The sequence below is a fragment of the Novosphingobium sp. ERN07 genome (assembly GCF_012641335.1).
Taxonomy (GTDB): Bacteria; Pseudomonadota; Alphaproteobacteria; order Sphingomonadales; family Sphingomonadaceae; genus Novosphingobium.
In genome coordinates, this window is sequence record NZ_JABAID010000002.1 from 355,665 (window position 1) to 375,225 (window position 19,561).

Consider the following 19,561-nt stretch of genomic DNA (forward strand, 5'->3'; position numbering starts at 1 on the left):
CTCATTCCCAATCCAGCGCCCCCTTCTTCCAGGCATAGATGAAGCCGATCACCAGTTCGCCCAGGAAGATCATCATCGTGGTCCAGCCTGCCCAGCCGGTTTCACCTAGGCTGACAGCCCAGGGAAACAGGAAAGCCGCTTCCAGATCGAAAATGATGAAGAGGATCGCCACGAGGTAAAAACGGACGTCGAACTGGCTGCGCGGGTCTTCGAACGCGGGGAAGCCGCATTCATATTCGCTGAGCTTTTCGGCGTTCGGGTTGTGCGCGCCCGTCAGGCGCGCAACGCCCATTGGCAGAAACACGAATGCGGATGAAAGCGCCAATGCGATCCCGAGAAAGATCAGGATCGGCAGGTATTGAGCCAAGTATGAAGTTTGGTCGACCAAAGGGCTGACTCGCGTAGCTGCAAGGTTCGCCAGCGCCCTAGTCCCGCCTTCGCCTTCGCGCAAGTGGTGTGCACAGCACTAAGGGCGGATTTGCCCGCCCTTTTCCCCTGATCCCGATCAATCCCGCACCAAAGTCCACCGGCCACGGATTGTATGCCTTACTTACTTTATCTGCATCTTCAGCGTGCGCGCCGTGGCTGCCCCATAAGGCGGCTTCAGGCCAGCAATCTTGGCAAGATCGATCTTCGGCTGCGAATAGACCGCCCGCGCATGGCTGAATTCGCGGAACCCTTCGATCCCGTGATAGCTGCCCATGCCCGATGGCCCGATTCCACCGAACGGCAGATCGTCTGCCGAGACATGAAAAATAACATCGTTTACCGTCACCCCGCCCGAAATAGTGCGGGTCAGCACCCTTTCCCGCTCTCCTGCGTCCTGACCAAAGTAATACAGCCCCAATGGCCTGCCGTGCGCATTGATATAGTCAATCGCCTCGTCAATCGCGCGATAGGTTCTCACCGGCAGCACCGGCCCGAAAATCTCGTCCTGCATCACTTTCATGTCGTCAGACACGTTGCGCAGGATCGTCAGCGGCAGCTTGTTCCCGTTCGAGCCATCGAAATTCTCGTTGCCGGGATTGACCACGATGGCCTCCGCACCTTTGGCCACGGCATCCTCAACCAATCCCGTCAGCCTGTCACGATGGCGGCGGTTGATGACCGATGTGTAATCGTCGTTGGCCAGCAGCGTTGGATACATCTGCGCAACGCTGCCCTGCACCGCGCCAATCGCCGCCTGTTCCATGTCTTCGGGCACCAGCATGTAATCGGGCGCAAGGCAGATCTGCCCGGCGTTCATCATCTTGCCCAGCGCGATCCGCTCTGCCGCGCGGGCCACATCCGCGCTGCGACCGAGGATCGTCGGCGATTTTCCGCCAAGCTCCAGCGTTACCGGCACCAGATTTTCTGCAGCGGCGTGCAGCACGTGCTTTCCGATCGACGTCGCGCCGGTAAACAGCAGGTGGTCGAACGCAAGCCCGCAAAAATCCTGTCCGGTTTGCGGACCGCCAAGGATCACGGCAACTTCATCGGGCGCGAAGAACTTGGGAAACAGCTCTGCCATCAGTTCCGATGTGCGTTCGGTAAATTCGCTGGGTTTCAGCATGGCCCGGTTGCCAGCGGCAAAGGCCTGCGCCAGCGGCGCCATCGTCAGCCCCACCGGGAAGTTCCACGGCGCAACGATGCCGATCACGCCTTTCGGTTCATACCGTACTTGCGCCTTCGCGCCGAGCAAGTTCAGCGGAAAATTGACATGGCGTTTTTCGGGCTTGCTCCACGCTTTTATCCGCTTCTGGGAATAGCGGATCAGGCTCAGGGCGGGCATCACATCAGTCAGCATCGATTGTTCGTGGCTGCGATGGCCGAAATCCGCGCTCATCGCCCGCGCAAAATGCTCACCGTGGTCCAGCAACATGCGCGCGCAGCGTTCAAGCCGCTCGTGCCGTGTGGAAAGCGGCTCTGGCCGGGCGGCGGTAAAGGCCCGGCGCTGCGCGTCCAGTGCAGCCTGCATCTCGGCACGGTCGGTTTCCTTGAACATCAGCCCTCCCCAAAACGCCGAATTGGATACGGTTGATTCGGCTATCCCGGCCCTTGCAGAAGGAACAGCGGCCATGCCGTAGCGGCAAAGCAAGTTCCCAGCGGCAGTGCCGTGTCGGCAGCGATACTACGCTTGCTTACAAGCATGACAATAGCCGCGACGATCCCGACTATGCTCGCCCCCAGCATAACCTCGACCACGCCCAGCGGCCCCAGCCACAGCCCGATTGCGCCCAGCAGCGGCGGGTCGCCCGCGCCCATCCCATCGCGCCCCCGCGCTTTCAAATAGACACGCGCGATCAGCCACAGCAGGCCAAAACCCAGCACGCCGCCAACCAGCGAAACCAGCGCTGGATCGGCGCTCTGCCGTCGCCACGCTTCCGCTAGCACCAGGGCACAACCGCTTACCGCCAGCCAAGCGATCAACACCCTCGGCAGCCACAGATGGCGCATGTCCAGCATCGCCAGCAGCAGCAGTTGCCAACCCAGCACCATTGCCGCCAGCGCATGGCCTTCGCGCGCAAACAGCACAGCGCCCACTGCAATCGCGGCTCCGCCCAGTTCGCAGGCAAGTTGCCACGCGCCGATGCTGCCGCCACAGGTGCGGCACTTGCCCCGCAAAGCAATCCACGAAAACACGGGAATCAGTTCGCCAACGGTCAGGGCGCGCCCGCAGCCATTGCAGGCGGAACGCCCCCGCACGATAGAGCGCTGTTCGGGCAGCCGGGCCAGCGCCGCTCCCATAAAACTGCCGATGACAGCACCCAGCACTGCTGCGCCGCTGACCAGCAGCCACAACGGCACCAATGCCGCGTTGATTTCCATGACGGTCAGACCCAGCCCCCATTTGCTTTTGCTGCAGTGCAGCACTATTAGCGACCCGAAGTCTATCGTAACAGGCACGCAACGCGCACTCAACGAAGAGAGAGGCAGTCAAGTCATGGCACAATTCTCATCAGCCGATCCTGTCGTCATCCTGTCCTATGCCCGCACCCCGATGGGCGCGATGCAGGGTTCGCTTGCCGATGTTGCGGCAACCGATCTCGGCGCAACGGCGGTCAAGGCGGCGGTAGAACGCTCAGGCGTTTCGCCTGAAAGCGTTGAGCGCATCTATATGGGCTGCGTGCTGCCCGCCGGTCTTGGTCAGGCCCCTGCCCGTCAGGCCGCGATCAAGGCAGGCCTGCCCAAATCGGTGCAGGCTACCACGGTCAACAAGGTCTGCGGTTCGGGTATGCAGACGATCATCATGGGCGCAGAAGCCCTCGCTTCGGGCAGTGTCGATGTGATCGTCGCTGGCGGCATGGAATCGATGACCAACGCCCCCTACCTGCTCAAGAAGCACCGTTCGGGCGCGCGCATCGGCCACGACACCGCCTATGACCACATGTTCCTCGATGGTCTTGAAGACGCCTACGAGGCTGGTCGCGCGATGGGCACTTTCGCGCAGGACACGGCAAACGCCTATCAACTAACGCGCGAACAGCAGGACACCTACACCGTCGAATCGCTCCGCCGCGCACAGGCCGCCGTCACCGATGGCACGTTCAAGGATGAAATCGCCCCCGTCACGGTAAAGACCCGCGCAGGCGAAGTCGTCGTCGATACCGATGAAGCCCCCGGCAAGGGCCGCCCCGACAAGATTCCTTCGCTCAAGCCCGCATTTGCCAAGGACGGCACGATCACCGCTGCCACCTCGTCATCGATTTCCGATGGTGCCGCTGCGGTCGTCCTCGTGCGCGAAAGTGTGGCCAAGGCTTCCGGCCTTGCACCTGTGGCAAAGATCGTCGCCGTTGCCGCCCACGCGCAGGAGCCAAAGGACTTCACCACCGCTCCGGTCGGTGCGATGCAAAAGGTGCTAGAAAAGGCAGGCTGGTCGATTGCCGATGTCGATCTGTTCGAAGTCAATGAAGCCTTCGCCTGCGTTGCGATGTTCGCGATGCACGATCTCGGCATTCCGCATGACAAGATCAACGTCCACGGCGGCGCGACCGCTCTGGGCCACCCCATCGGCGCATCGGGCACCCGCATCGTCACCACCCTGCTCGCCGCTCTGAAAAAGCACGGCAAGACCAAGGGTGTCGCCAGCCTCTGCATTGGCGGAGGCGAAGCCACAGCGCTGGCCGTCGAACTGGTTTGACGATTTGATGCAATGATCCCCCGGCCCGCAAGGTCAGGGGATTTTTCTATGACGATTATGTCGTTTGCAGACACGGGGGCGCGCAAGCCCACCCCACTGCGACTAATTTCGCCTTACGGCTCAACAAGTCTCGCTCCCCTCCTGCAGGCGGGAGGGGTTGGGGGTGGGTTTTTCCACCCCCGCGATTGCAATCTATTCTATCCGCTAAGGTTTGCCTGCGCCCCAGACGCTCGACGCTTTGGCAAACCCCTTACGGCCGTCCACGTCGAACACGCACCAGCCCGCGTCGCAATCGCCCACCTTGCCGATCACGCCCGGCCCCACGCGCCATAGCACGCGGCCACTGCCGCCCTTGTTCTCCCGCAGGCCGGTGATGCCGCCCTTCACGATGCCCGCACGCGCCCGCGTCAGGAATTGCGAAAGAATCCACCCGCGCGCGCCTTCCGGGTCTTCGACCAGACGCCAGCTACCCATCACGCGCAGCACTTTCAGCGGCACGCCTTTGCGCACATAAGTCCAGTTGATGCGATACTCGCGGCCTGGCCCCACGCGCATGTTGGCGGTGTCCTTCGCGGTGGACACCCAATAGGGCACGCCGTCGTCCGCATCCTGTGCGATGGCGGGCACGGCGGCAAACAAAAGGACTAGACTGGCTGCAATCCGCAATATCATGGCCAAGCCGTCGCAAAATCGCGCGCAAAGGGCAACACCTGCCGCCGCGCTGTCCACCATGATGGTAACGCCCCCCGCTTGACCGCCGCCTGTCCTCAGGCCTAGCGTCCGGGACATGCCGAGTTCCGCCGACTATCGCCCCGCCCGCCGCGTCGAAGGCAAGCCCCGCGTGTTCGTCACGCGCCGCCTCCTGTCCGAAACCGAAGCGCGCATGGCCGAACTGTTCGACGTCACGCTCAACGCCGAAGACCGCCCGCTCACGCGCGACGAACTCGTCGCCGCGATGCAAAGCGCGCACGTTCTCGTCCCCACCGTCACCGACCAGATCGATGCAGACCTGATCGCACAGGCCGGCCCGCAGCTCGGCCTGGTCGCCAACTTCGGTGCAGGCACCGAACACATCGACCTTTCCGCCGCCCGCGCGCGCAAGATCATCGTCACCAACACCCCTGGCGTCTTCACCGACGACACGGCCGACATGGCCATCGCTCTCATCATCTCGGTCGCCCGCCGCCTCAACCACGGCGGCCGCACCCTGCGCGCCGGCAAGTGGGAGGGCTGGGCACCCTCGACCATGCTCGGCCACCGCCTCGCTGGTAAGACGCTTGCGATCCTCGGTATGGGCCGCATCGGCCAGGCCGTCGCCTATCGCGCCCGCGCGTTCGGCCTCAACGTCGCCTACCACAACCGCCACCGCCTCCCCGAAGCGCTGGAGACGATGTTCGGCGCCCGCTTCGAACCTGATCTCGACACGCTAGTGGCAGAAGCCGACATTCTCACCCTGCACTGCCCCGCCACGCCCGAAACGCACCACATCATCGACGCCCGCCGCCTCGCCCTGATGAAGCCCCATGCCTATCTGGTAAACACCGCCCGCGGCCAGTTGGTCGAGGAAGAGGCGCTAATCGCGGCCTTGGTTGAAGGGCGCATCGGCGGTGCAGGCCTTGATGTGTTCGAGCATGAACCGCAGGTCGATGCCCGCTTGCTTGCCCACCATAACGTCGCCATTCTGCCGCACATGGGCAGCGCCACTTTCGAGGGCCGCCTTGCATCGGGCGACAAGGTGGTCGCCAACATCCGCTTTTGGGCCGATGGCCACCGCCCGCCCGATCAGGTTCTCGAAGGTCTGGTCTAGACCGATCCCCTTTTCGCACAACAATCAATCACGCCCACGCTTGTGCGGTGCCGCAATATTGCCCTAAAGCCCAGCTTGAGAGGATCTGGCGCAGCCTGCTGCGCGGGAGGGGAGTTCTGTTGATGCGAAACGTGATGGCGGCAATCGTCGCTCTCTTTGCCGTGCTGCTGCCATCGCTGGCACTGGGCCAGACCGGCCTTGAAACTGTCAGCGTCGAAGACGTGGCCGATACCGGCGACACCGCATGGATTCTGGTATCGTCCGCTTTCGTACTGATGATGGCCATGCCCGGCCTCACCCTGTTCTACGGCGGCCTTGTCCGCGCCAAGGGCTTCCTTGCCGTGCTGGTGCAAGTCGGCGCGATCGCCGCCGTGGCCTCGGTGCTGTGGGTGATGGTGGGCTACACGCTGGCGTTTGGCGACGTTGCAGGCGGCTGGCTCGGCAGCGGCAACGCGTGGATGCTGCTCAACCTCGGCAACGTGCGAGCGGGCACGACCATCCCGGAAAGCGCCTTCGTGCTGTTCCAGATGTGCTTCGCGCTGATCACCCCCGCCCTGATGGCCGGTGCATGGGTAGACCGCGCCCGCTTCGGCTGGGTCGTGGCCTTCTGTGCGCTCTGGGGCCTGATCGTCTACGCCCCTGCGGCCCACTGGGTCTGGGGCGGAGGCTGGCTCGCCACCAAGTTCGGCACGATGGACTTTGCCGGCGGCATCGTCGTCCACACCACTGCCGGTATCTCGGCGCTGGTCGTCGCCATGCTGCTGGGCAAGCGCGCGGGCTTCCCCAAAACGCTGATGCTCCCGCACAGCCCCTCGCTGACGATGGCAGGCGCGGCCCTGCTGTGGGTCGGCTGGTTCGGCTTCAACGGCGGCTCAGCACTCGCGGCCAACGATGATGCGGCGTCTGCCATCATCAACACCCACGTCGCCGCATGTGTGGCCGCCCTCGTCTGGCTCGCCATCGAAAAGTTCTCGGTCGGCAAACCCACCTCGGTCGGCTTCGCCACCGGCGCGATTGCGGGCCTCGCCACCGTCACACCTGCCGCGGGTTACATCGCCCCCGGAGCCGCCATGCTGTTCGGCGCGCTGGCCGCCGTGGTCTGCTACCCGATGATCCAACTGGTGAAACAGAAGCTCCAGATCGACGATTCGCTCGACGTTTTCGCCGTTCACGGCGTCGGCGGAATGCTCGGCTCACTGCTGCTGGCGGTGTTCATTTCTGAGTCGTTCGGCGGCACCGGCTACAACGAAGGCATGGACCTCGCCCGTCAGATCGTCGCCCAGATCGCAGGCGTCGGCATCGTCGCGCTATGGAGCGCCTTTGCCACTGTCGTCTGCGCGCTGATGGTCTCAATGGTCATCCCGATGCGCGTGACCGAAGACGAGGAACGCGAAGGCCTAGACATCACCAGCCACGGCGAACGCGCCTGGGAAATGGACTGATTGTGGCGCTGGGAGGGGGTGTCCCTCTCCCGGCGTTGGAGTGGCAGCAATTACTGACTTTTGCCGTTCTGGACACGACGCTATTGCGGACACTTTCTGAAGCGGCTCTATTCGCTCGGCAAACTGTCACTCAAAGGGGAGATTATGGCCGCGCTTTCAAACCGGCTCAAGTCTGCGACATTGGGCTTTGGCATTACGGTTGCACCGTTAGCTATCGTTGCCGCTGCGCACCTAACTTTTATGCCGCAGATCGTCGCAGCTATGGAAGGAATAGACAATAACGATCAAGCTTTGGCGGTCTCTTCATTGAGAATGGAATGGCTTGCGACACACAGTATAGTGGCAGCAATATTCGTGATTTACTGGTTTATCACAGCACTATTTGGGCGAGACCAAATATTAAGGTCCAGATTTTCCAATAACACATTGGCTTTTTGCGTCGCCGCTTATCTGATAGTAACTTTATATTATATCTTTTTTCGGTGGAACGATGGATTAAAGATTTTATGCCCGCTTCTCGGTATCTCTGATACGGACGCTCCACCTTTTGCCTGCGACCCCCAATCATCCTGCGGCGCTTTCGCCTACGCAGCCCACCAAATGATATTTTTGGGGCTTTTGGGGTTAGTTGTCCCCCTAATCATTAGCTTAGCTGTCCGCATAATTTCATCTCATCGCGCATATCAGCGAAGCGATGACCCGCCTCAACCGTTGCTTGAATGACCGCTTCCCACCCAACTGCCGTCATTTAGTCAGATTTGCCGCCGCTCCAAAATCCGCCATTCATCTGGCCAGCAAAATACCCTCAAATCCCAAAACCCACTATCGTCGCCCCGTGCTTGACACGGGGCTTGGCTACCTTGCGACATAGCCCTCCCACAGATCCCCCAAAGGAAAACTCTGGTCGAGGCTGCTGTACCCGCCAATCCCGACTTGAAGCGAACGGGATAGCCAAGCCCCGTGTCAAGCACGGGGCGACGGGTGTTTGATTTAAAGGTTAGCCACCAACCCAACAAAAAAGGGCGGCCCCGGCACCCCGGAACCGCCCTTCTCAAACCCCAAAAACCCAACTCAATCCCCGGTCAAAATCCGGTCCACCAACTGCTTCACCGTCGGCGTGAAGTTGTTGGAATAGAACGGGTCCTGCTTGAACCGATAGGCCGCATGGCCCGCAAACATCAGATTCTTGTCGATGTCCCCGCCATGCGCGATGTCCTGCAAAGTCTTCTGGATGCAGAAGCTGCGCGGGTCGGCCAGACGCCCGGTGGTGTAATCGTCATGGTCCTTCCATGAAGAGAACCCGCAGTGCGAAAGGCAGCCCATGCAATCCTTCTGATCCTGCTGAATTTCATCGCGCTCTTCGGGCGTCACGAACACCATCGTATCGTCCGGCGTGCGCAGCGCGTGGACATAGCCTGCGCCATGCCATTCGCGCGCCCGCGCCAGATCGTTCGGCGTCACCCAGAAGTTCTTGCCGCGCACGCCCACGTCAAGCTGCACAGTGTGTTCGCCCGCTTCCACGCGCGAATAGGGAATCTGCCGCTCTGACCGCGCTTCCAGCGAACGCAGGAACGGATTGCGCACCGCCGATGAATAGAACCCCGTGGGCGAAAACTTGTGCAGCAGCACATCGCCCGGCTCCAGCTTGCGCAGATGGTCTTTCCACCCCTGCGGAATCGGGCTTTCCTCGGTCAGCAAAGGCCGCGTGCCGAACTGGAAGGCAATCGAACCGAGTTCGGGATTGTCGATCCAGTCGTTCCATTCGCGCAGGAACCACACGCCGCCCGCCATCACGATCGGCACATCGTCCGAAATGCCCTCGGCGCGCATCACATCGCGCAGCGCTTTCACGCGCGGATAGGGGTCTTCCGGCTTCTTCGGGTCTTCGGCATTGGACAGGCCATTGTGTCCGCCCGCCAGCCACGGGTCTTCATAGACCACCGCGCCCAGCAATTGCGGAACCTTGTGATAGGCGCGCTTCCACAGCGCGCGGAACGCACGGCCCGATGACACGATGGGCAAATAGTGGACGTTATAGCGTTCAGCGATTTCCGAAAGCTTGTAGGGCATCCCGGCCCCGCAGGTAACGCCCGTCACCATCCCGCGCGTCTTGTCCAGCACCGCTTCGAGGATCGGCTGAGCGCCGCCCATTTCCCACAGCACGTTGATATTGATCGCGCCCTTGCCGCCCGCGATTTCGTGCGCGCGCTTCACCTGCTCCACCGCGCCATCGATGGCATAGCGCATCAATTGCTCGTGGCGTTCCTTGCGCGTCAGCGCATCATAAACCTGTGGAACAATCTTGCCTTCGGCGTCGTAGCTGTCGGCATTGACCGCGCTGACCGTGCCGATCCCCCCGGCAGCGGCCCATGCGCCGGAACTCATGTGGTTCGTTGCTGCAACACCCTTGCCGCCCTCAACCAATGGCCAAACCTCACGGCCACCATAGAGAATCGGCTTCAACCCCTTGAACGCAGACATCAATTTCCTTTCAAGGCGCTTGTCGCGCCAGCACCCTTCGCCGCTTTCAACCGGCACGGTTTGATCGCACCCGGTTCGGGCCGCGTCTGCGCTGCCACGAACTGTGCATAATACCCCGCTAGCTCCGGTTTACGGTGAAATTCATCCAAACGAAAGCCCACGGCCTCCATCTCGCAGATCAGCAGCGCGGGCGGGATGCCGTGGCGATCGGTCGACCGATCCGCATCGACCACCAACACGCGCCCGCCCGGTTTCAACGCAGGCCACAGCCGCCATGCAAAGGCATAAGGCTCGGCCACTTCATGATACATATGCACCAGAAACAGGCGGTCAAAACTGCGCGTCGGCAGCTTTGGATCGTCTGCGCCGCCGGGCTTGATCGAAACATTGTCGAGCCGGTCCGCCTCGACGCGCGCACCAAGGCGGCGCAAAGCGTCTCCATCGATATCCTGCGCCACGACCCGGCCCGTCGCCGTCACCCGCTCGGCCAGACGCACGGTGTAGTACCCCTCACCCGCACCGATATCGGCCACGCTCATGCCCGGTTTGACGTCAGCCAGGTCCATGACTGTGTTGGCTTCGTTGCGCTCCTCACGATCACGTTCGTTCGAAACCGAATTGCTGCCCAGCGCCGAAACCGGCCTGTCAGCTTTGGGAAAAGCGCGCGACGTTTCGGCACGGTCATCCTTCGGCGTCGGCTCGCACGCGCCGAGCAGCGCCAGAAGCGCAAGCGACGCAAGGGCCGAAGCCCGCGGCATCAGTCGTCGTCCTCCACGTTCACCTTCTCGCCGGTTACCTTCTGCGAAAGCGCAGCGGCCATGAACGGATCGAGCGCGCCATCCAGCACGTCGGTGGGGTTGGTCGATACCACACCGGTGCGCAGGTCTTTCACCTGCTGATAGGGTTGCAGCACATAGGACCGGATCTGGTGGCCCCAACCGATTTCGGTCTTGGCCTGATATTCACCGCTGGCCGCAGCTTCGCGCTTGGCCAGTTCCGCTTCATAGATGCGTGCCTTCAGCATCCCCATCGCGGTGGCGCGGTTCTTGTGCTGGCTGCGGTCGTTCTGGCTGGCCACGATGATGCCGGTGGGAACGTGGGTGATGCGCACCGCCGAATCGGTGGTGTTAACGTGCTGCCCACCCGCGCCCGATGCGCGATAAGTGTCGATCTTCAGGTCGGCCGGATTGATCTCGACCTCGATATTGTCGTCGATTTCAGGATAGACCCAGACGGAGCTGAACGACGTGTGCCGCCGCGCCGAACTGTCATAGGGGCTGATGCGGACCAGACGGTGCACGCCGCTTTCGGTCTTGGCATAGCCATAGGCGTTCTCACCCTTGATCAGCAGCGTGGCCGATTTGATCCCGGCGGCTTCACCGGCGTGATAGTCCACCAGATCAACCTTGTAACCGTGGCGTTCGGCCCAGCGCGTGTACATGCGCTGCAACATTTCGGCCCAGTCCTGGCTTTCGGTGCCGCCTGCGCCTGCGTGAACTTCAAGGAAGGCGTTGTTGGCATCGGCTTCGCCCGCCAGCAGCGCCTGAATCTTGTCATTGTCGGCGCGTTCGGCCAGCGTGGCCAATGTGGCCAGACCTTCGCTGATCGTGGCTTCATCGTCTTCCATCTCGCCCAGTTCGATGAACTCGACGGCGTCGGCCATTTCCTGGCCGATCTGGTTGACTGTGCCGATAGCCGCCTCAAGCCGGCGCCGCTCGCGCATGACTTCTTCGGCCTTCTTGGGATCGTCCCACAGCTTGGGATCTTCGACACGGGCATTCAGCTCGTCAAGACGGCGAACCGCACGGTCCCAGTCGAGGAACTTGCGCACCAGTGCCAGCGCAGCATTGATGCGGTCGATGTGGGCCTGCCCTTCGGCACGCATGGCGGGAAACTCCGGTCAAAACGCAAAACGAACTGCGCCGCTTAGCGAAGCGGGCAGGCATGTAAAGCCCAAGCGTGAAATGGGTTTCGGTTTGGCGATCAAACGACATGCGTAAGCCAGCGCCGTGACCCCCACCCCTCCCTCAAGGGAGGGGCGCGAGACTTATCGAACCGCAGGTGAGATTAGTCGCAGCGGGGAGGGTTTCCGACCTGTCGTGCTTGCGGCATCGCAGGTTCAGGCGCTCAGCCCTTGCCCTTCAGCTTGCGCACGGCGGCCAGCGTCATCTTCACATGGTCGCGGTAATCCATGTCGGAATGCACCATCACCACCTTGCCGTTGCGGGCGATGACATAGCTGGTGCGCTTGGTGAGGCCCGTGGACACGCCATCGGGCTTCTTCAGATCGACGTCATAAGCCTTGATCACCGCCGGGCTGGCGGCGGCCACGGCAAACTTGTCACGGCAGGCCTCGGTAGAGAACTTCTGCAAGGTGGCGATATCGTCGTTTGACATGCCAACCACCGTCGCACCTGCCGCAGCAAAATCGCCGCTCGCTTCGGCAAAGGCGTGCGCTTCCAGCGTGCACCCTTGCGTGAAGGCCTTGGGGTAGAAATAGAGCACGACCGGACCCTTCTTCAGCGCCTTGGCCAAAGAGAACGCAAACGGCTTGCCCGCCAGCGCGCCCTTCGCCTCGAAAGCGGGCGCTTTCACGCCATTGGCAAGTTCCGCCGATGCCGGAACAGACAGAAGAGCGAAGGCCGCAATGGCGGCAGGCAGGGTGCGCTTGATCATAAACGGAAAGCTATCAGAAGCAGAGCGTTAGCGCCAATACCTTTACGGGCAGTTGGGCCTTTACGGGCAGTTGGAAAAATCCAACTCAGTAGATCCCGCCCTGCTCCTCAAGGAAGTCCTGCTCAGCCGGAGCCTCTTCCGCCCCGCCATCGGTAATCCCCCGGGCCGCCCGCGCCCGACGCAAGGCATCGATAACCGCTTGTTTTGCAGTCACTTCACCCTCACGCGCCGTCCGCTTCGGCTCGGTGTCCGGCTTGAACGCCTCCCAGATCACCGATGCCTTCGCGGCATCGTTCTCCGGCGTCCCCCCAAACACCCGCTTGCCCGAAACGCGGTCGATCTTAACCATCCGCACGCCCTCAGGCACCCGGAAAGGAATATCCTTCCACCGCGCACGTGTTTCCTGAACAAGCTGCTTGAACACCGGCGCCGCGATCCGCCCGCCCTGCGCGTATCCGCCGAGGCTGCGGGGCTGGTCGTAACCTATGTAGACGCCCGCGATTATATCGGGCGATCCGCCGACGAACCAGACGTTGGTGGGGCCAGATGTCGTGCCGGTCTTGCCGAACAGGGGCAGGCCGAGGTCGCGCAGCGTCACCGCCGTGCCGCGCACCACCACGCCTTCGAGCATGTGGACGACCTGATAGGCGGTGCGGGGGTCCATGACCTGTTTGCCGCCCGGCTTGAAGCGCGGCATGGGCTTGCCGTCCCATTGTGGCATCGAGCAGCCATCGCAGCGACGGTTGTCGGCGCGCAGGATGACCTTGCCGTTGCGGTCCTGCACGTAGTCGACCAACGTCGGCGCGTGCTGACGGCCCTGATCGGCCAGCGCGGCATAGGCGTTGACCATCTTGAGAACGGTGGTGTCACCCGCGCCGAGTGCCATCGAGAGATAGGGTTCGTACTCGCCTATCCCCACGTTCTTGATCGTGCGGACCACCTTTTCCATGCCGACATCGTTCGCCACGCGCACGGTCATCAGGTTGCGCGATTGCTCGAGTCCCCAACGCATGGTGTGGCTGCCCGAACCGCCTTCGTTGCCGAAGTTGCGGAAGCACTTTTCGCCCAAAGCCGCACCCTGATAAACGCAGAAAGTTCCATCGACGACCATTGAGGCCGGCGTCATCCCGTTGTCCAGCGCGGTGGCATAGACGAAGGGCTTGATCGTGGAGCCGGGCTGGCGATTGGCCTGCGTAGCGCGGTTGAACGAGCCGAGGCGCGCATCGAAACCGCCCTGCATCGCCAGAACGCGGCCGCTCTGCGGGTCTTGCACGACCATACCGCCCGATACTTCTGGCACGGTCCGAACCGCGTAAGTCCCTGAATTGACCGGAGCGACGGCCGTAATGTCACCGGGGCGAATCTTGTCGGGCAGGCCAATCAGGTCAGCGGTAGCGCCATCCGAGAATCCGACCTTCCCGGTCGATCCGCTGCGCGACAGCAGCACGCCCACGCGCCAGTTCTGATAATTGATCGAAATGTTGCTGGTGATCAGTTCGGTCTGCCAGCGATCACCGTCCACATCGACGCGGGCAATCGGACCATGCCAGGCCCGCCCGCCGGAATAGCGCAGCAAGGCCGAGCGCAGCGAGTTCTGCGCCGCCGTCTGCAACTGGGTGTCGAGCGAAGTGCGCACCCAGAGGCCACCAGCATAGACGCTGTTCGGCCCGTTCTCCGCCTTTTCGCCAAACTTGTCGATCAATTGGCGGCGCACTTCTTCGAGGAAATAACCCGCATCCGCCGTGTAGTTTTCGGCCCGGCGGGGTTTGAGGCCGAGCGGCATTGCTTTGGCCGCATCAGCAGCCTGCTGTGTGGCCCAACCATTGCGGACCATCTGATCGAGCACCCAGTTGCGGCGCTCGATCGCCATCGATTCATACTTGGCCCGGCCATAGCGTTCGGGCGCTTTGGGCAGGATCGCAAGAAACGCATCTTCGTGCAGTGCAAGTTCGCCCACGTCCTTGTCGAAATAGGCGCGCGCAGCCGCCTGGACGCCAAAGCTTTGCCGACCCAGCGGAATTTCGTTGAGATAGAGTTCGAGTATCTGCTGCTTTTCCAGCACGCCTTCGATACGCCGGGCGAGGATCATTTCCTTGAGCTTGCGCGAGATAGAATATTCATCGCCAATCAGGATGTTCTTGGCGACCTGCTGCGTAATCGTGGAGCCGCCACGGGCGCGTTCGCCCGACCCGAACTTGAGCGCATAGTCGGCAACGGCCCCGGCAAGGCCGAAAAAGTCGATCCCGCCGTGGGTCCAGAACGTCTTGTCTTCAGCCGCCAGAAAGGCGTTGATCATCGGCTCGGGAAAATCAACGAAGCGCAATTGCACGCGCCGTTCGCGCGCATAGCTGGAAACGATTTCCCCATTGGTGCCGCGAACCATCGTCGGCAGCGGCGGCTGATAGGTCAGCAGGCTATCTGCCGATGGCAGCAGGCGAATGACCGTGACCCACAGCACGAACCACCCAACCAGCACCGCGCCAGCAAGGTAATTACCCAGACGGAACCAGCGGCTTGCCCGCCATTTCGTGCGATACCATTCGGCAAAGGTGTGCCACCGCACAAGGCCATCCTCGCGCAGGAGCTTGAACCGGGACTGCTGGGACGTGTCTTCAGCCATTGTGCTGCGCCTCTAGCACGGCCTCACGCGTGCAAGCCAGTACCTTAGGATCAAATCGGCTTCAAAAGCGGTTCAAGGCGTATCGGAACCCTGCGCCGACGGGTCCGATGCGGGCGCGCTTTCTGCGATGGAGGGCGCCTGACGTTCGGCCAGAAAAATCCCTATCGCCTTGGCAATGGTCCCGGAAAAGCCCTTGCGCCACGCCGGATCACGCATGGCCTTGGCGTCTTCATCGTTGCTGATGTAGCCCGCCTCGATCAGCGCCGATGGCAGATCGAGCGATTTCAGCACGACAAAGGCAGCCTCACGCTGCGGTGTGGCATGGAAGCGCAATTTTCCGTCAGCTTCGCGGACGACCAGTTCCCCAAAGCGCAGCGAGCTTTTGCGCATGTCACGCCGCGCCAGATCCACGAGGATCGAGGACACCACATCGCCTTTGCCATCAAGCGAGACGCCATTGATCGCATCGGCCTTATTTTCGCGCTGGGCCATTGCTTCGGCCACGGCGTCGGAAGCCTTGTCCGACAGCGTATAGACTGTAGCGCCGCGTGCAGCGGTGCTTTGCGCCGCATCTGCGTGCACCGAAACGAACAGTGCCGCGCCCAACCGGCGGGCAATATCTGCCCGTTCATCCAGAACGAGGAAGCGATCATCATCGCGCGTCATCGCAACGCGCACATCCCCTTCGGCCAGCAACCGATCACGCAGCGACCGGGCCAGCGCCAGCGTGAGATCCTTTTCCCGCTCACCATTAGCCCCGCTGGCACCAGGATCGTGGCCACCGTGCCCCGCATCGATTACCACGAGAGGGCGTGAGGTATCGGCAGGCCCCTGAATTGGTGGAAGGCCGATCCTTGTGCCCCCTTCGGGCAAATCGATGCGCACGACATAGCGCGGCGCGATATCGGCAATACCGGTAGAGAATGCGGCCCACATCGCCGCCGCAGCCAGAACCGGCGCAGCAAATACCGCAACAATGAGGCCCCTGTCTTCCATCCACCAACGCCTATGCTCTGCCGCCGCCAGTGCGGTCCAGCGCAAAATGACGGGTATGGTTAACGGATTCGTCTCGCCATTGTTTTAATTGCCGCTTTGCAATTGCAGTGCTAGCACCCATCTACCGGGGCGAGCCAGCAACGGAGCGTTTCACGCCGAAACCGCCAGAAAGCGCAAGACTTGCGCTGCGGTGGGCGAGGAAAACCTGCTGGCGAAGATCCTGTAATCGTGGGAGAAAGAAGCGAAATCGCTCCTCTGCCACGCCACAAGGTTGATGTAGTGATGATGAGCCGCGTTTCGTTCCTGCCAAACTGCCCCACGAGGGCAGTTGCGGCTTGGACGATTTGCGACACGCGCATTTCGCCGCGAATTGTCTTCATTGCAGACACAAACCAACCGCCGCCGGGCGGCGAGCGACAGGGCAAGGCAGCCGAGATGCTGCGCGCCGAAACGCTCCGATCCGGCAAACCCGCATTCGCGATCACCGCTGACACGGAACCATTCCGGTCGCCACGGTGCCGCGCATCCCACAAGATCCGCGCCAGACACGCAGGGGCAACCCGGCGGCGGCGCGGCTGGAGAATTTATAATGACCACGCGCATGTTAATCGATGCGCGCCACCAGGAAGAAACCCGGGTGGCGGTGCTGAAGGGCAATCGGATTGAAGAGTTCGACTTTGAATCTGCCGATCACAAGCAGATCAAGGGCAATATCTACCTCGCCAAGGTAACACGAGTAGAACCATCGTTGCAGGCGGCGTTCGTCGATTTCGGCGGCAACCGGCACGGGTTCCTTGCGTTCAGCGAAATCCACCCTGACTACTATCAGATTCCCAAGGAAGACCGCGAAGCGCTGCTGGCTGAAGAGGCCGCGCACGCTGAGGAAGAGGCCGCGCTGCGCGCCGCCGAAGACGCGGACGACGAAGATTACGCCGATGGCGAAAGCTATGATTCCGAAGATGGCGTGACCGAAGTCGACACGTCGGAAAAGGATCAGGTCGCCACCATCGAAGGTGGTGTGGTCGAGAACGGGTTCGACCACGACGCCGAAGAAAACTACGACGCCGAAGCGTCGGACGCTTCCGATGAAGGCGAAGACGGTGGTGATAATCGTCGTCGCGGGCGGCAGGGCCGTCGCCGTCAGGGTGGCCGTTCGCAGGGCAAGGAAGCCGACGAACTGCGCGCCAAGCGCATGGCACTGCGCCGCCGTTACAAGATTCAGGACGTGATCCAGCGCCGTCAGGTGCTGCTGGTGCAGGTCGTCAAGGAAGAGCGTGGGAACAAGGGCGCTGCCCTCACCACCTATCTCAGCCTTGCGGGCCGTTACTGCGTGCTCATGCCGAATTCGAGCCACGGTGGCGGCATCAGCCGCAAGATCAACTCTTCGGCTGATCGCAAGCGGTTGAAAACGATCATTTCCGAACTTGAACTGCCGCGTTCGATGTCGTGCATCGTGCGCACCGCCGGGTTGCAGCGCACCAAGACCGAGATCAAGCGCGACTTCGACTACCTCGCCCGCCTTTGGGACGAGATTCGCGAACGCACGATGACGTCGGTTGCGCCTGCGCTGATCCATTCGGATTCCGATCTAATCAAGCGCGCGATCCGCGACATCTACAATCGCGAAATCGAGGAAGTGGTGGTCGAAGGCGAGTACGGATATCGTGCTGCCAAGGACTTCATGAAGCTGCTGATGCCCAGCCACGCCAAGCGGGTGAAGGCCTATGCCGATCCGGTGCCGCTGTTCCAGCGCTATGGCGCGGAAGACCAGTTGACCGCGATGTATGATCCGGTGGTCCAGCTCAAGAGCGGCGGCTATCTGGTGATCAACCCGACCGAAGCGCTGGTTTCGATCGACATCAACTCTGGCCGTTCCACCAAGGAACACGGCATCGAACAGACCGCCGTTGCCACCAACCTTGAAGCGGCGCGCGAAATCGCCCGCCAGCTTCGCCTGCGCGACATGGCCGGGCTGGTCGTGATCGACTTCATCGACATGGAATACGGATCGAACGTCCGCAAGGTCGAGAAGGCGATGAAAGACGCGCTGAAGAACGACCGGGCGCGCATTCAGGTGGGCCGTATTTCGGGCTTCGGCCTGATGGAAATGAGCCGCCAGCGCCTGCGCACGGGCGTGCTGGAAGCGACGACGCGCGGTTGCCCGCACTGCGATGGCACCGGGCTTGTCCGTACCGCTTCGTCTGCCGGTCTTTCGGCGCTGCGCCTGATCGAAGACGAAGCTGCCAAGGGCAAGGGCAACGTGGTTTCGCTCTATGCTTCGCAGGAAGCGGCGATCTATGTGCTGAACGCCAAGCGCACCGACCTTGCCGAGATCGAGGAGCGCTATGGCGTTTCGGTCGAGGTCATCCCCGAAGGCGAGAACGAGGGCGCGAAGATGCGCGTTGCCTCGCGCGGACCGAAGCCGGAGTTCGTGCCGCGCTTCGAGCCGATCATCGAGCCTGAGGAAGAGGACGATATCGTCGAGGACAGCTACGACGACGAGGACGAAGCCGAAGAACAGACCGCTGGCCGCGAAAGCGACGAGGGCGAGCGTGGCGACAACCGCCGCAAGCGCCGCAAGCGCCGCCGTGGGCGCAACCGCGACCGTCGTGAAGACGGTGGCGAAGGTGCTGCCGAAGGTGAGGCTGGCTCTGAAGCCGAGGGTGACGACAGCGAAGGCGACGATGCCGGGACGGAAGCACCTGAAGGCGGTAGCGAAAGCGCGGACGAGAACGAGCGTGGGCCGCGCAAGCGCCGTCGGCGCGGGCGTCGTCGGCGTGGCGGCCGTGAGAACGGCGAAGACGCGGGTGAGCAGGCCGATGCAGAAGATGGTGCCGATGCGCCGGTCGAAGCCGAGGCGGCTCCTGCTGTCGCAGAGGTAGAGGCGGAACCTGCGCCGGTGGTCGAGGCTGCGCCTGCCGAAGCGCCGGCTAAGCCCAAGCGCACGCGCAAGAAGAAGGTTGAAGTGGCGGCTGAGGCCGTTGCCGAGGTTGCGCCTGCGGTGGAAGTAGCGGAACCGGTTGCCGAAGCGGCGGCGGAACCTTCTGAGGCCCCAGTTCCGGCCCAAGTTCCGGCCAAGCCGAAGCGCACGCGCAAGAAGAAGGTTGAGGCCGAAGCCGTGGTTGCGGCTGAGGAAGCGCCCGACGTTGTGGTGGAAGCCGCTGCGGAACCTGCGGTGGCCCCTGCTCCGGCCAAGCCGAAGCGCACGCGCAAGAAGAAGGCCGACGCCGTGGCGGCAGATGCCGCGCCGACCGAAGCAGTCACTGCCGAAGCGCCCGCTGCGGACGAGGCTGCCACACCGGCAGCCGCCGATAACGCCGACGATGCCTCACCGCGTCGTGGCTGGTGGCAGCGCACGTTCGGGGCTTGATCGCCCTTGAACCAATAGCAAAAGGCCCCGCTTCACGGCGGGGCCTTTT

Annotated in this window: 15 protein-coding genes; 5 read left to right on the top strand and 10 right to left on the bottom strand. The window is 62.2% G+C overall.

Annotated features, from left to right (window positions below):
- Position 1: 1 nt before the first annotated feature.
- From HGI47_RS04765 to HGI47_RS04775, 3 genes are all read right to left on the bottom strand, one after another.
- A complete protein-coding gene (locus HGI47_RS04765; protein WP_168851634.1) occupies positions 2-388 on the bottom strand; it encodes an NADH-quinone oxidoreductase subunit A in 387 nt (128 codons plus the stop codon).
- A gap of 162 nt (positions 389-550) precedes the next feature.
- A complete protein-coding gene (locus HGI47_RS04770) occupies positions 551-1,984 on the bottom strand; it encodes a coniferyl aldehyde dehydrogenase (protein ID WP_168851635.1) in 1,434 nt (477 codons plus the stop codon).
- Between the two features lie 41 nt (positions 1,985-2,025).
- Complete coding sequence (locus HGI47_RS04775; protein ID WP_168851636.1) at positions 2,026-2,808, bottom strand: A24 family peptidase; 783 nt, start codon at positions 2,806-2,808, stop codon at positions 2,026-2,028.
- 115 nt (positions 2,809-2,923) lie between these two features.
- On the opposite strand from HGI47_RS04775, the gene HGI47_RS04780 reads away from it, so the two are divergent.
- Positions 2,924-4,120 carry an acetyl-CoA C-acyltransferase gene (locus HGI47_RS04780; RefSeq protein ID WP_168851637.1) on the top strand — a complete coding sequence of 399 codons (1,197 nt, stop codon included), beginning with the start codon at positions 2,924-2,926 and terminating at the stop codon, positions 4,118-4,120.
- Between the two features lie 204 nt (positions 4,121-4,324).
- On the opposite strand, the gene HGI47_RS04785 is transcribed toward HGI47_RS04780, so the two are convergent.
- Positions 4,325-4,747 carry an SH3 domain-containing protein gene (locus HGI47_RS04785; protein ID WP_370521627.1) on the bottom strand — a complete coding sequence of 141 codons (423 nt, stop codon included), beginning with the start codon at positions 4,745-4,747 and terminating at the stop codon, positions 4,325-4,327.
- Between the two features lie 160 nt (positions 4,748-4,907).
- On the opposite strand from HGI47_RS04785, the gene HGI47_RS04790 reads away from it, so the two are divergent.
- The 3 genes from HGI47_RS04790 to HGI47_RS04800 all read left to right on the top strand — a co-directional run bounded on the left by HGI47_RS04790 (position 4,908) and on the right by HGI47_RS04800 (position 8,092).
- Positions 4,908-5,927, top strand: coding sequence for a D-glycerate dehydrogenase (locus HGI47_RS04790; RefSeq protein WP_168851639.1), 1,020 nt, complete (start codon positions 4,908-4,910; stop codon positions 5,925-5,927).
- 122 nt (positions 5,928-6,049) lie between these two features.
- Positions 6,050-7,369, top strand: a complete 1,320-nt coding sequence (locus HGI47_RS04795; protein ID WP_168851640.1) for an ammonium transporter — start codon at positions 6,050-6,052, stop codon at positions 7,367-7,369.
- A gap of 144 nt (positions 7,370-7,513) precedes the next feature.
- Positions 7,514-8,092: a hypothetical protein gene (locus HGI47_RS04800; protein ID WP_168851641.1), complete on the top strand. Its 579-nt coding sequence runs from the start codon at positions 7,514-7,516 to the stop codon at positions 8,090-8,092.
- Between the two features lie 348 nt (positions 8,093-8,440).
- On the opposite strand, the gene HGI47_RS04805 is transcribed toward HGI47_RS04800, so the two are convergent.
- The 6 genes from HGI47_RS04805 to HGI47_RS04830 form a co-directional block, all read right to left on the bottom strand.
- On the bottom strand, positions 8,441-9,850 hold the full coding sequence (locus tag HGI47_RS04805; protein ID WP_168851642.1) for a nitronate monooxygenase family protein: 1,410 nt from the start codon (positions 9,848-9,850) through the stop codon (positions 8,441-8,443).
- The gene (locus HGI47_RS04810; RefSeq protein ID WP_168851643.1) at positions 9,850-10,608 is read right to left on the bottom strand and encodes a class I SAM-dependent methyltransferase; all 759 of its coding nucleotides are present in this window, start codon (positions 10,606-10,608) and stop codon (positions 9,850-9,852) included. The genes HGI47_RS04805 and HGI47_RS04810 overlap by 1 nt, the downstream gene beginning before the upstream one ends.
- Entirely contained in the window at positions 10,608-11,735 is a 1,128-nt protein-coding gene (gene prfB / locus HGI47_RS04815; RefSeq protein WP_168851644.1) for a peptide chain release factor 2, read from the bottom strand. The genes HGI47_RS04810 and prfB overlap by 1 nt, the downstream gene beginning before the upstream one ends.
- Before the next feature lie 242 nt (positions 11,736-11,977).
- Positions 11,978-12,526 (bottom strand): peroxiredoxin, encoded by a 549-nt coding sequence (locus HGI47_RS04820; RefSeq protein WP_168851645.1) that lies wholly within the window; start codon positions 12,524-12,526, stop codon positions 11,978-11,980.
- Between the two features lie 85 nt (positions 12,527-12,611).
- Positions 12,612-15,146, bottom strand: coding sequence for a penicillin-binding protein 1A (locus HGI47_RS04825; protein ID WP_168851646.1), 2,535 nt, complete (start codon positions 15,144-15,146; stop codon positions 12,612-12,614).
- 72 nt (positions 15,147-15,218) lie between these two features.
- The gene (locus HGI47_RS04830) at positions 15,219-16,142 is read right to left on the bottom strand and encodes an N-acetylmuramoyl-L-alanine amidase (protein ID WP_168851647.1); all 924 of its coding nucleotides are present in this window, start codon (positions 16,140-16,142) and stop codon (positions 15,219-15,221) included.
- A gap of 589 nt (positions 16,143-16,731) precedes the next feature.
- Here HGI47_RS04830 and HGI47_RS04835 point away from each other — a divergent pair.
- Positions 16,732-19,512: a ribonuclease E/G gene (locus HGI47_RS04835; RefSeq protein WP_168851648.1), complete on the top strand. Its 2,781-nt coding sequence runs from the start codon at positions 16,732-16,734 to the stop codon at positions 19,510-19,512.
- Positions 19,513-19,561 lie beyond the last annotated feature (49 nt).

What these genes read in the sequence shown, in the direction of transcription:
- HGI47_RS04770 (WP_168851635.1), bottom strand. Translation starts at nt 1,984, where the DNA reads ATGTTCAAGGAAACCGACCGTGCCGAGATGCAGGCTGCACTGGACGCG.
- HGI47_RS04775 (WP_168851636.1), bottom strand. Translation starts at nt 2,808, where the DNA reads ATGGAAATCAACGCGGCATTGGTGCCGTTGTGGCTGCTGGTCAGCGGC.
- HGI47_RS04780 (WP_168851637.1), top strand. Translation starts at nt 2,924, where the DNA reads ATGGCACAATTCTCATCAGCCGATCCTGTCGTCATCCTGTCCTATGCC.
- HGI47_RS04790 (WP_168851639.1), top strand. Translation starts at nt 4,908, where the DNA reads ATGCCGAGTTCCGCCGACTATCGCCCCGCCCGCCGCGTCGAAGGCAAG.
- HGI47_RS04795 (WP_168851640.1), top strand. Translation starts at nt 6,050, where the DNA reads ATGCGAAACGTGATGGCGGCAATCGTCGCTCTCTTTGCCGTGCTGCTG.
- HGI47_RS04800 (WP_168851641.1), top strand. Translation starts at nt 7,514, where the DNA reads ATGGCCGCGCTTTCAAACCGGCTCAAGTCTGCGACATTGGGCTTTGGC.
- HGI47_RS04805 (WP_168851642.1), bottom strand. Translation starts at nt 9,850, where the DNA reads ATGTCTGCGTTCAAGGGGTTGAAGCCGATTCTCTATGGTGGCCGTGAG.
- HGI47_RS04810 (WP_168851643.1), bottom strand. Translation starts at nt 10,608, where the DNA reads ATGCCGCGGGCTTCGGCCCTTGCGTCGCTTGCGCTTCTGGCGCTGCTC.
- prfB (WP_168851644.1), bottom strand. Translation starts at nt 11,735, where the DNA reads ATGCGTGCCGAAGGGCAGGCCCACATCGACCGCATCAATGCTGCGCTG.
- HGI47_RS04820 (WP_168851645.1), bottom strand. Translation starts at nt 12,526, where the DNA reads ATGATCAAGCGCACCCTGCCTGCCGCCATTGCGGCCTTCGCTCTTCTG.
- HGI47_RS04825 (WP_168851646.1), bottom strand. Translation starts at nt 15,146, where the DNA reads ATGGCTGAAGACACGTCCCAGCAGTCCCGGTTCAAGCTCCTGCGCGAG.
- HGI47_RS04830 (WP_168851647.1), bottom strand. Translation starts at nt 16,142, where the DNA reads ATGGAAGACAGGGGCCTCATTGTTGCGGTATTTGCTGCGCCGGTTCTG.
- HGI47_RS04835 (WP_168851648.1), top strand. Translation starts at nt 16,732, where the DNA reads ATGACCACGCGCATGTTAATCGATGCGCGCCACCAGGAAGAAACCCGG.